Genomic DNA, 12,155 nt, shown 5'->3' on the forward strand with positions numbered 1-12,155 from the left:
TTTAAGTATTTTTGTACAAAACTTACCACAAAACATTTCGTTCTCAAAGTAATTACAGGCTAATCCCTAAGATGACAAACACAGAAATTCGCACCACTCAAGTTAAAGTTCCTAACGGGGATTTGCAAATCGATGCTTACTTAGCTGAACCCGCACAAAAGGGAACCTTCCCAGCCGTTATCGTGATTCAGGAAATTTTTGGGGTTAATATTCACATACGAGAAGTTGCTGAGAAATTTGCCAAAGAAGGGTATGTTGCGATCGCACCGACTTTATTTCAACGCACTGCTCCCGGTTTTGAGGGTGGATACACCCCTGAATATGTCCAGCAAGGAAGAGGGTATAAGGAACAGACAACAGCCGAGGAAATATTGAGTGATATTAAGGCTGCGATCGCCTATTTAAAAACCTTACCAAATGTGCAAGGAGATGCGATCGGCTCCATTGGTTTCTGCTTTGGTGGTCACGTAGTTTATCTAGCTGCTACTTTACCAGATATTAAAGTTACAGCTTCCTTCTATGGTGGTGGTATTCCCAACTCAACTCCCGGTGGTGGTGAACCAACCATCACCCGCACTCCTGATATTAAAGGCCCCATTTATGCTTTCTTTGGCCTTGACGATCAGGGAATCCCCTTAGAACAAACAGAACAAATTGAGGCTGAATTGAAAAAAAATCAGATTCCCCATGCTATATTTCGCTATTCTGGCGCAGGACATGGCTTTTTCTGCAACCATCGCCCTAGCTACAATGCCGAAGCTGCTGCCGATGCTTGGAAAAACGTTCAAGAACTTTTCCAGAAGAACCTTCAGCTTCAAAAAGTTTAAATCTTTGGGTTAAGAATAATGTAATGTTTGACGGCTTATGTGTTGTTCGCCTAACAATCTAAATCAAAAAACTTCTAAGAGATTTTACGACACAAAACCGTCCCTCTCCAATGCAAAGAGAAACTTGAACTAAAGTTCAAGTCTAGAAGAGTTTCATTGAACTTACATTAAGAGCAATACGCAGTAGAGACGAACAGATGTCATAGGTGTTCAGTCTTGTTTCAGAATGCCCAATCAATAAGGAATATTTCTAGCCTCTGGCTGGAAATGAAGTTTTAAAAGGGTTGGCACTTAAGTTCACACCAATTTACAGATGTGATCCCAATACTTTTCGGTTAAACCCAATAATCTCTCTTTTTGTCTGGGGAAAGGTTAAAGGGTAATGGGTAAAGGGAAATTCAAACCTTTTCCCTTTCCCCTTTCCCCCTTAACCGAAAAGTATTGGATGTGAGCCTACTGAACATCGATAACTATTAGCCAAATAAAAACAAAGTATCACGTCCATGATTACCCCTTTCAAACAGCTACGAGTTAGTATTTTTCAGCGCTTTTCACTATTCCTATTACCTGGATTATTAACAATCTCAACCACCTTAATTAGTTGTTCAGTGACAACCCCAAATACAGGGAATGAAACTACTGGTTTTAAAACTAAAACTGTCCGTATGGGATATCAAAGCTCTGGGGATCTAGTCAGACTTAAAGGATTGATCGAAAAGCGTTTACAGCCATTAGGTGTTTCCGTCGAATGGGCACAATTTGCCGCCGGTCCGCAACTGATGGAAGCAATGAATGTAGGTAGAGTTGATATTGGTTCCGTAGGCGAAACCCCACCGATATTTGCCCAAGCTGCTGGTACATCTTTAGTATATGTTGCTAGTAATAAACCCAGCACAGGTAAAGGAAGTGGAATTATCGTCCAAAATAATTCGTCAATTCGCACTTTAGCTGATCTCAAAGGTAAGAAAGTAGTTTTCCAAAAGGGTTCTGCTTCCCATTACTTATTAATAAAAGCTTTAGAAGAGGCTGGTTTGAAATATAGTGATATTCAAGCCATTAGCCTCCCTCCTTCAGAAGCCCGTGATGCTTTTATTCAAGGAAAAATAGATGCCTGGGTAACTTGGGACCCTTATTTAGCTGTAGCACAAAAAAAGGCAAATGCTCGTGTTTTGAGAGACGCTAGCGGCATCTCTACTCAGGGCGGATATTACATGGCTGCGCGAAAATTTGCCACAGAAAACCCGAAATTAGTACGATTAGTTCTTGAAGAGATAGATAACACAGGTCAATGGGGTGAAAAGAACCGAGCAGAAGTTGTAAAGCTGACTATTCCTCATCTCAAAATTGATGAAGATATTTTAGCAACAATGATTGGAAGGCGAACTTATGGCTTAAGACCCATTACGCCAGAAATCATGGAAAATCAACAGAAAATTGCAGATTTGTTTGCCACAGAAAAAGTGATTCCTAAACCAATCAATATCAAGGAAGCGATGCTGAGTAGCGAACAATATGCAGCCATCACACCAGAAACCATTAGTCAGAAATAATACCAAGAACGTCTGGTAAATCAGTTTAGGAAAGTTGCTAATCCTCTTAACTGGCAATTTTCCGGCTAATGGCCTCTCCAATCTCCATTAATCTCTCTTCCTCTTTGGGAGTGAATTCATAAGAAACCGACTTGGCAATGCCCAAGGTTCCATACAATCGGCCATTTAGCATAATTGGCACTGTAATGGAGCCTTTTACCTTAGTTTCTTTTGCCGAGGGTCTGGCCACCCCCTGTTCGTCAGTTTACAGGTTGCAAATCTGTACGGATTGCTTACGTTCGGCGGCGATACCAGCCATCCCTTTGCCGATAGGAATTACCATCATTTTAGGCAACAGAAATTCTGGAATTCTTTGGTAAGCCTTTAGGTGCAATAACTGGCTTTCCCAATCTAGGATATGGATAGTACCTGTAGAGCAGTCGAAAGCGGTCAGGATTTCGACCAACAAACGATTCCAGTCGATGGCAGATTCCTCATCAGCCAGGGTATCAAAAATGGGTTTGATATTTGAAGTCATAAATTTTATAGACTCTTTCCCGCACAATTCCTGAATTAAATCTGGAATTCAACCTCAATTAGCGGCAAATGTCAAGCGATCATTCCATTTTGAACGTTATTTGTGCCACTGCGAACCTCATGTATGCGTTCTTCGCCAGGGTTTTCTGGGATAAATCCACCTGCTTGCATTTTCCATAACCTGTGATAAGCACCGCCAAGTGCCAGTAGTTTAGCGTGGGAACCATCTTCAATAATGCGACCTTTATCGAACACTAAAATCCGGTCTAGATGGACGATGGTAGATAGTCGATGAGCCACCACGATAACCGTTTTCCCATTCATTGCTAAGTCGAGGGTATCTTGGATCGCTTTTTCGGTGATTGAATCGAGGCTAGAAGTGGCTTCATCTAAAATCAGGATCGGCGCATCTTTGAGGATTACCCGTGCGATCGCAATGCGTTGTCTCTGTCCTCCAGATAACTTGACACCACGTTCGCCCACCAGAGAATTATAACCATCCTGACTTTGAATAATGAAATCGTGAGCATTAGCCTTTCGCGCCGCCTCGAACACTTCCTCATCGGTTGCATCTAAGCGTCCGTAACGAATATTTTCTAGCAAAGTGCGATGGAACAAAGATGGATCTTGGGGAATCAAGCTGATTTGAGCGTGTAGGGCATCCTGAGTCATGTCTCGAATATCGACCCCATCAATAATAATCTGTCCAGATTGGGGGTCGAACAAACGCAGAATCAAATTGACAAAGCTGGATTTTCCCGAACCAGAGAAGCCTACCAGTCCAACACGCTGTCCGGCTTGGATGGTGACAGAAAGGTTGTTGAAAACTTTCTTTTCATCCGAATAGTTGAAATTCACCCGCCGAAACTCAATCTTACCTTGGGTAATTGGGTGTGCGATCGCGCGATCGCGATCCACCAACTCGTGGGGTTGAACGATGGTAAAGACACCATTGGCGACATTGCCGATATGTTCAAAAAATTCCAGAAAGCGGCGGCTCAAATTTCGGGCTTCACTGATGATCAATAGCGATAAGCTAGTTGCCACAACGAAATCAGCAGTAGCGATTTTCCCTTGACTCCAGAGGGAGAGCGAGTAATACAAGGTGCTGATTTTTAGAATGGCTGCCGAGATGAACTGGAACCAGCGAATTCGCTCCGAGTACCAGTTGGATTTTCTCACCTGTTTGAGTTCGCGGCTTAATTGCTCATTCAAATAGCCTCGTTCAAAACCCAAACGAGCAAACAGTCGGCTGCTGGTGAGATTTGTTACTGTATCTACGATGATGCCAGTTGTCTCACTTCTTGCGGCTGCGGCTTTCCGAGAGTAAATTCGGCAGCGAGTTGCCAGCCAGAACGAAATACTGATGAAGAGAACTGCCCACACGCCCACAAGTGCAGCCAGGGGAGGATAGGCGCGATACAGTATCGTCGTGGCGACGGTATACACAACAATTACTGGCATAAATTCAGTAATTAGCATTTGCATCGTCTGAGTAACACCCAGAGAAGTTTCGCTAATTCGATGTGCCAATGCCCCAGAAAAACTGCTGCTCATGTAGCGATGCGAATGGTGTTGCAAGTAGGCATATAGCGATCGCACAATATGCTGGCGGTGGATTGGATGGAGGATAGTTTGCAAGAGTCCAGCCGAACGCCCGAATATCACTTCACCCACACTCAAGGCGATGAATAGCATCAGGGGTTGCCTCATTGCATCAAAAATGGGCTGGCTGCTGCCCGTTGATTTCGTCACGCCTCGGATGATCTCACCAATGGCATAAGGTAACATAATGCCACAGGTTGCGTGTACCATCTCCAGGATCACCATTAACACATACCATCGGCGAAACTGGTTAACAAAATACAAAATGAACCTGAATGGAGTTGATGGCAGGTTTGGTGCATCAGCAGCACGTTGAAAGGATTTGAATTGTCTGGTCTTTTTCGTCATGAAAGTCGATCCACTAGCATCATTTTGGCTGTTCTGCAAGATAAAAATGGACGACTATATTAAGCCGTCCGGTGGTATTAAGGACTTCTGGCAGCACTATTTAAAAACTTTTGCTGTTTGGTTGTAGCTGACTTATTTACTCGTTTAATTAATAAACTTTTGGACATTAAATTTGTACATTAGCTAGAAAAAAAGTTTTTTATGGACGGATACTTTGCCTATGCAAGATTATGCAAATTCCAAGCTTGATGTGGGTCTTTTAGTTAGAGGATGTTTGAAAAGTTTTTGGCTGTGATTTTTATCGAATTATTACCCCCCTTAATCCCCCCTTGGAAAGGGAGTAAACAAGAGAATCTCGTTCCCTCCCCTTGATAAGGGGAGGGCTAGGGTGGGGTAAAAAATATTTGACACATCAATCATGACTTTTCAAACATCCTCTAAGACTAATAGTAGTTACTAGATAAATTAGGGCATGAATTAATGGAAAAATTCCCAAAAGAATTTCAAGCTTGCTCTCTGCTATACATTACTAAATCATAATTTCTGCCGGGGTGATTGCAGTATAGATATCAGGCGGAAGTAACGCATCTTGAATGTTGATTTTCTTTGGGATTACACCCTCATCAAAAAACAAATCTGCCACACGTTGTTGTTCTTTGATCAGCGCAGGGCTAAGTCCTCTACGTCCTACAAAAGTACGACGAGACATCGCTATTTCCACGACATCTGGATCAAGCTTTTGTTCAGAGATCATCAATTTGGCAACTTCACCTCGATTTGCCTCTGCCCACTTATCGAGTTTATTAAGCTCCTCAATAATAATTTTTAGCAAACCAAGGTTTTCTTCGGCAAACTTTCTGTCAGCAATATAGTAAGCACCAGGAGAATCTAGCCCAACAGAATCTTTGAGGACTCGAATTCGACCCATCTTTTGAGCGATCGCATAGTGGGGATCTCCTGTCATCCAAACTGGAATTTTACCTTCGAGGAAAGCAGCCCGTGCCTCGATTGTGGGAAGACTTCTGATTTTAATATCTTTGAGAGTTAAGCCGATAGATTGCAAGGCTCTGATAATAAAGTAATGCGATGCCGAGCCTTTTTGAAAGTAAACTTCTTGACCCTTAATATCCTCAAACTTTTTAAGGGGAGATTCCGGTGGAACAGCAATAACACTACTTGTCCCTGTCCTTCGGTTTCTTTGTGTACCAACTACATAAACAAGTTCTGACCCAGCCACTTGTGCAAAAATTGGTGGTGTTTCTCCCACAGATCCCACGTCAACTTTTTTTGCAGCCATCCCTTCCATAAGTTGGGGCCCTTGGACAAATTGTGCCCATTCCACCTTAATCCCCAACGGTTCCAAGCGTTTCTCTAAAACTTTCCGATTTCTGAAGAGATCCCCCGCACTTTGATATCCCATCCGAAGAACTTTCGTTTTTATCCCAAGGGAAGTTTCACTGGCATTAGTACTGTTTAGCAAAGAAGACTGTTGGCTTTGATTACTACAACTCCCTAACAGATATGCCATAGAAAAGCCACATAGCCCTGAAGTAGCAAAATGGAGAAAACGACGGCGTTTAATCCTAGCTATTTTATCCATGAGATATTTCTGATTTGAAGGCATTTTGGTTGTCATTTCCAAAAACTCTGGGCGTTAATATGCTTAAATCTTCCAGTTTGCAAGCGACTAATACCAATTCGTAATTATGAAAATCAGTTGAACTAACGAAGAGAATCTCCCCTTCGGTATTCGGCAGTTATGTCGTCTAACTTTTGTTTCAAACTGTCGTCGAGTTTGACTTCTACTGCCTTGAGGTTGTCAGCAAGTTGTTGTGGGCGACTAGCGCCGATGATGGGGGCAGTGATAATGGGATTAGATAAAACCCAAGCTACCGCTAGGGTGGTGAGCGAGAATCCCGCGAGATCCGCGACTGTGCGTAAAGCCTCAACAGTATCGAACTCGCGATCGTGCCAGTAGCGTTCTTGATAACGTTCTGCGGCAGCACCTAGCGTAAAACGTGTACCGGAGGTGGGGCCTTGAGCGAGAATGTGTTTGCCGGTGAGCAGACCACCCGCCAACGGATTGTAGGAAATTACACCCAGTCCTTCTTCTTTGGCTAGGGGCAATAGTTCTCGCTCAATTTCACGGAACAACAGGTTGTAGCGGGGTTGAATTGAGATAAATTTGGTTAGATTGCGTGTTTCGGTGCGACCCAAGGCGCGGGCGAGTCGGTAGGCTAAGAAGTTAGAAACCCCGATGTAGCGTACTTTGCCAGCACGAACTACCGCGTCCAGTGCTTCTAGAGTCTCATCTAGTGGGGTGGAAGCATCGTCGGAGTGCAATTGGTACAGATCGATATAGTCGGTTCCCAAACGTCGTAAGGAAGCATCGATCGCATCTAGAATATGTTTGCGCGAAGCACCCTGATCCCAAGGTGCAGGGCCAACCCGGCCGACGCATTTGGTAGCTAAGATAAAATGTTCGCGTTTGCCTTTGAGCCAGCGCCCAACGATTTCTTCGGTACGTCCAGCAGTGGCAAGCCCACCGCCAAGTGGATAAACATCGGCTGTATCCAAAAAGTTAATTCCGCCATCAGCTGCGGTATCGAGAATGTCCCTAGAAGTTTCTTCGTCAGTCTGCAATCCAAAGGTCATGGTGCCGAGACAAAGGCGGGAAACAGTTAATCCAGTTTTACCGAGATTGATAGTTGCTAAGGTCATAGAATTGTCCCTAATGCGACTGTTGTAGGTGTAGAGATTTAAATGCGGAATATTTGGGCGTTTACTTGGGGTGCTTTGGTCGGGATTCTTGGTGGGCTAATCGGTTTAGGTGGTGCAGAGTTTCGCTTACCAGTTTTAGTTAGCATTTTTAACTATCGAACTCTACAGGCAATTATTATCAATCTCATAGTTAGCCTCGTCACTGTTACCTTTTCATTCATTTTTCGGAGTGGCGTTATTGGTGTTGAGAATGTTTTTGCAAACCTGACAGTAATCATCAACATTCTGGCAGGCTCTCTCATTGGCTCTTATGTTGGCGTTCACTATGCAACCCAGATCAACGAACGAACCTTAAATCGGGTTGTTGTCGTTTTTCTATTTTTCCTGAGCTTCGTACTGATCGCGCATAATCTCATTTTCAGTGTTCAGAGTTGGCAACTTCCAGATTTACTAAAAATCGGTATCGGTTTTATAGTGGGAATTGTGATTGGGATATTTAGCAGTATGCTCGGTGTAGCAGGTGGTGAGTTGATTATCCCTACGATTATTATGGTGTTTGCAATTGATATCAAATTAGCAGGAGGTTTGAGTCTTGCAATCAGCATTCCCACAATCATCATGGGTCTATTCAAATATAGAAGTCAGCAACGACTCAAAGAAGTGAAATCAGATCAAAGATTCATTGTTTCAATGGCATCTGGTTCAATACTAGGAGCATTCATTGGTAGCAACCTTTTGAGGTATGTAGCAAGTTCTTGGTTGTATGTAATCTTGGGTGTGATTCTATTGTTATCGGCTTTGAAGTTAGCAGGGCATAAGCGATCTGTATAATGGGAATATTAACCAGCAAAGGCATCAGTTATTACTGAATTAGCTTGATGCCACTACAGAAGCCTGACGACGACTCTGTGAAACTAACCATTGTTGCAATTTCGAGTCTCTGTAAACTTCATCTGCAATAAAATGATCGCCTTCCGACAGCACTGTCAAATCGACTTTTCCGCCGACTTTGCGTAAGCGCTCAACAAAATGCTCTGTGTCCTCAATTGGTAGATTTTTGTCTTGTCCACCTTGAAATATCTGAACGGGAATGTCTTTGAGTGCAGCTAATTCGCTTTCTGCTAATGTTTTAGGTACACGTCCAGATACAGGTACTAGACCTGCGAAGCGATCGGGATGCAAAGCAGCGATATGCCAGATACCGGCCGAGCCTAAGCTGAACCCGGCTAATATCACCCGCGCTGGATCAACGGGCTGGGAAGCAATTAGTTCATCAAGCAAAGCAAGCACGTCATCTGCTCGATCTGCCCAAGTCTGCTCACCCGGAATCTGGGGTGCGGCGAAGACATAAGGTAATGAGTCGGATAAATCTACGAAACGAGGTAGACCCCATTTCAGCAGTACATTCAGATCATTACCGCGATCGCGTCCTCCATGCAGAAACAGTACTAAGGGTGCAGGTTGCTTGGCATTATCAGAAACAGGCGAGAAAAGATAAGGCAAGGAACCATTCTGAGAGCGTTGTTCAACGGACATGGCTGTGACTCCTAATTTATTTGGGCATTGGGCATCGCAATACTTTTCGAGTTTTGGGGGAAAGGGAAAGGGTTAAAGGGGAAAAATCTTATATATTGAGCTTTCCATTCCTTTTCCCCTTATCCTTTTCCCTTTAACCGAGCAGTATTTATTGGGCATGGGGCATTGATTATTTCTCCTCATCTATCCCCATGCCCTCATCTCGGCTTTTACGCCACTACCAGGCTCTTATCCACTTGTTTAAATTCGGTGTTACCTACTTTGGATTCGATCGCAGTACCCTTGAAAAATTCAGGGTTAGCTTGGGTGTAAAACTTGTAGGGATTAGCGAATACATAGGATTTGAAGTCGGCTTCGGAAATAACGCCTTCTTGAACTAAATCCCAACTTTCAGCCAAGGGGGAAGTCAAGTCTGGTACATCCCAGTGACCAACATCGGAGGAATAGATGGCGTTGATTTTGACTCCCAAGGGATTGGCTTTGTCGTTGAATGCCGTAGCGATAGTGCGATCGTCAGACTCGGAACCAAAGAAGAAACTATTTACCCAGCGATCGCGGATGTCTTCAATTGTTTCAATACCTGCTGCTGCAAAATCGTCCAATTCGCTACCAATTGGCGCACGGCTATGACGGCTAAATGAAGCTCCCAGTACAGTCTTGGTCAATTCGTCCTTATCGAGGGAATGCCCTTGAGTAACTTCTGCACCATAGCGTTCAAATATTTCAAATAGCTCATCAGGATTTGTCAACGCTGGATTGTAATTTTCCAGTGCCTTGATATTGCGCTTCAAGAAACGATCTACCAAATGAATGTAGACGCGGGCACCCCAATCTGCACCACCTTCGAGCATCGCTACACGCAACTGGGGAAAACGCTTGGTAACACCACCGAAGAACAACGCCTTCGCAAATGCTTCCGAACCATCGGCGAAGTGACCGATATGGTTGTTCATGTAGTTACTAATGGAGGAGCGTCCAGTCCAACCTTGGCTACCGTAATGGGTGGTGACGGGTACGCCTAGTTCCACGACCTTTGCCCAGAAGGGGTCGTAGTCGTATTCACTATCTAGTCCGTAGAAATCGATATAAGACGCATACTTGGCGATTTCGGGGAATTTATCGGCTGGATATTTATCAGCGATCGCTTTAATCGGCCGTTTCACTCCGCCAGTGATATTAATCACTTTTAAACCGAGTGTTTTTACTGCAAACTCTAGCTCCTCAATGCCTTCTTCGGGGGTAGTTAAGGGAATACCAGCAACCGGTGTTAAGCGATCGCTATATTTCCGGTAAATATCAGCATGATAATGATTAACCGCGCGTTGCAGTGCTTGACGATTCTCTGCACTGGCTCCAGCCGGTGCTAGGACATTATTCGGAAATAGCACCGAATAGTCTGAGCCTTGTTCTGCCTGACGCTCATACAGCAATCCGGGGAGGGTGTAAGTAGCGAGATCCAGCGTATTTTTGGTAACTCTGGCCCACCAAGGCGATCGGATTGTCCGGTTGTATTGACGTTCTTCAGGGGTTTGTTGATACCAGTCTTTACCGTTACTTTTGGAGTTAAGACGGGAGGCTTCGGTTTTACGTAACTCATCTACGAGTTTCACGCCGCCGTACTTAGCAATGTAATCCTCAAACGCCGGTGTGAAATCATTGGTATGAACATCGGTATCGATTACCGGATAATCAAGGGTTGCTCTGATTGCGGTGGAGCGTGAGGTCTTTAATCGGCTATATTCAGTCATGTTTTTTCCTTTAAAAAATTACAAGGGTTTTTTTAGCAGCGTTAGATGCTGATTAGTGTGTATTAGGGACTTTCCGCAAGACCTAAGTTTTTTTTTACGAACCGCCATCGCGGAGCGTCTCGTTAGAGAAGGACGCAAAGGACACGTTCGCGCAGCGTCTCGAAGAGAAGGAAGAGGGAAAGGAGTCAATACAGTTCAGATAAGACCAAAAAACTTGTAGAGACGGCGATTTATCGCGTCTTTTAACTAAACCGTATTGGAAAGAGAGTAAGTATGTTTCGTGCCAAATTTGTGGCAACGATTTTTGGGTTCTGTAGGGCGGTGATCTACAGAAGGTACGATTTAAAAGGTATGGCTTAAACATCTGAAACAATTCATTTACGCCAACACAAGGCTCTTATCCACTTGTTTTGCAGCAAAACGATTGACCGGACGACGCAATCCCAGGTTTTCACGCAAGGTACTACCCTCGTATTCGGTACGGAACAATCCGCGTTTTTGCAAGATGGGAACGACTAAGTTAACGAATTCATCTAATCCTGTGGGAAGGATTGGCGGCATGATATTAAAGCCGTCTGCTGCACCATTGTTGAACCATTCTTCTAGCTGGTCGGCAATGGTTTCAGGAGTACCAAGGATGGTGCGATGTCCTCGTGCAGTGGCAAGAGAAAGATACAACTGACGCAGTGTGAGAGTGCCACGAGTCGCCAAATCTCTGACTAGTTTGAGACGACTCTTGTTAGTGTTGGTGTCGCTGGGCAGTTCAGGAGCCACATCATCTAGAGAATATTTCGACAGATCCACACCTTTGTAGTAGTTCTTTAAAATTCCCCAGGCGACATCAGGATGAATCAAAGATTGCAGAAATTCGTATTTCTCTTGAGCTTCTGCTTCGGTATGGCCAATGATTGGAAAGGCACCAGGCATAATTTTTAAATCATCTGGCGATCGCCCATATTGTGCTAATCTCCCTTTCACATCAGCATAAAATTCTTGGGCATCAGCTAGGGTTTGATTGGCAGTGAAAATCACTTCAGCAGTACGGGCAGCTAAATCCCGTCCAGATTCCGAGGCTCCAGCCTGAACAATCACGGGGTAGCCTTGAGGCGGACGACCGACGTTTAAAGGGCCTTGGACAGAAAAATATTTGCCTTTATGGTTGAGTGTATGCAGTTTGTCTGGATCGAAATAGACACCAGATTCGGGAGCAATGCGGTTTTGTCAGATCCAGTAAAAAACAAGCGATCGCAAAAATAAAATCTAAGTAAGAAGTAACTTTATTTACTAAATATGTGCTGGTAGCC

Annotated in this window: 10 protein-coding genes and 1 pseudogene; 3 read left to right on the forward strand and 8 right to left on the reverse strand. The window is 44.1% G+C overall.

Annotated features, from left to right (window positions below; all coding sequences use genetic code 11):
• Positions 1 to 71: 71 nt before the first annotated feature.
• On the forward strand, positions 72 to 827 hold the full coding sequence (locus tag H6G86_RS33150; RefSeq protein WP_190937891.1) for a dienelactone hydrolase family protein: 756 nt from the start codon (positions 72 to 74) through the stop codon (positions 825 to 827).
• A gap of 503 nt (positions 828 to 1,330) precedes the next feature.
• A complete protein-coding gene (locus H6G86_RS33155) occupies positions 1,331 to 2,377 on the forward strand; it encodes a sulfonate ABC transporter substrate-binding protein (RefSeq protein ID WP_190937892.1) in 1,047 nt (348 codons plus the stop codon).
• 46 nt (positions 2,378 to 2,423) lie between these two features.
• On the opposite strand, the gene H6G86_RS39730 is transcribed toward H6G86_RS33155, so the two are convergent.
• The 5 genes from H6G86_RS39730 to H6G86_RS33175 form a co-directional block, all read right to left on the reverse strand.
• Positions 2,424 to 2,606, reverse strand: coding sequence for a GAF domain-containing protein (locus H6G86_RS39730; RefSeq protein ID WP_313931552.1), 183 nt, complete (start codon positions 2,604 to 2,606; stop codon positions 2,424 to 2,426).
• A gap of 15 nt (positions 2,607 to 2,621) precedes the next feature.
• Positions 2,622 to 2,894, reverse strand: coding sequence for a hypothetical protein (locus tag H6G86_RS38280; RefSeq protein WP_199338522.1), 273 nt, complete (start codon positions 2,892 to 2,894; stop codon positions 2,622 to 2,624).
• Positions 2,895 to 2,965: 71 nt separating this feature from the next.
• Positions 2,966 to 4,846: an ABC transporter ATP-binding protein gene (locus H6G86_RS33165; RefSeq protein WP_190937893.1), complete on the reverse strand. Its 1,881-nt coding sequence runs from the start codon at positions 4,844 to 4,846 to the stop codon at positions 2,966 to 2,968.
• Positions 4,847 to 5,375: 529 nt separating this feature from the next.
• Positions 5,376 to 6,482 carry an aliphatic sulfonate ABC transporter substrate-binding protein gene (locus H6G86_RS33170; protein ID WP_242065101.1) on the reverse strand — a complete coding sequence of 369 codons (1,107 nt, stop codon included), beginning with the start codon at positions 6,480 to 6,482 and terminating at the stop codon, positions 5,376 to 5,378.
• An 86-nt stretch (positions 6,483 to 6,568) separates the two neighbouring features.
• Positions 6,569 to 7,567, reverse strand: coding sequence for an aldo/keto reductase (locus H6G86_RS33175; protein ID WP_190937894.1), 999 nt, complete (start codon positions 7,565 to 7,567; stop codon positions 6,569 to 6,571).
• 42 nt (positions 7,568 to 7,609) lie between these two features.
• On the opposite strand from H6G86_RS33175, the gene H6G86_RS33180 reads away from it, so the two are divergent.
• Positions 7,610 to 8,398, forward strand: a complete 789-nt coding sequence (locus tag H6G86_RS33180; protein ID WP_190937895.1) for a sulfite exporter TauE/SafE family protein — start codon at positions 7,610 to 7,612, stop codon at positions 8,396 to 8,398.
• 39 nt (positions 8,399 to 8,437) lie between these two features.
• Here the strand turns inward: H6G86_RS33180 and H6G86_RS33185 are convergent, their stop codons facing one another.
• The 3 genes and pseudogenes from H6G86_RS33185 to H6G86_RS33195 form a co-directional block, all read right to left on the reverse strand.
• Positions 8,438 to 9,103 carry a carboxylesterase family protein gene (locus H6G86_RS33185; RefSeq protein ID WP_190937896.1) on the reverse strand — a complete coding sequence of 222 codons (666 nt, stop codon included), beginning with the start codon at positions 9,101 to 9,103 and terminating at the stop codon, positions 8,438 to 8,440.
• 209 nt (positions 9,104 to 9,312) lie between these two features.
• Positions 9,313 to 10,851, reverse strand: coding sequence for an amidohydrolase family protein (locus tag H6G86_RS33190; RefSeq protein WP_190937897.1), 1,539 nt, complete (start codon positions 10,849 to 10,851; stop codon positions 9,313 to 9,315).
• Between the two features lie 378 nt (positions 10,852 to 11,229).
• Positions 11,230 to 12,054, reverse strand: a pseudogene (locus H6G86_RS33195) (NtaA/DmoA family FMN-dependent monooxygenase); the annotation flags it as partial.
• Positions 12,055 to 12,155 lie beyond the last annotated feature (101 nt).

The organism is Nostoc sp. FACHB-133, from assembly GCF_014698055.1.
Classification (GTDB): domain Bacteria; phylum Cyanobacteriota; class Cyanobacteriia; order Cyanobacteriales; family Nostocaceae; genus Nostoc.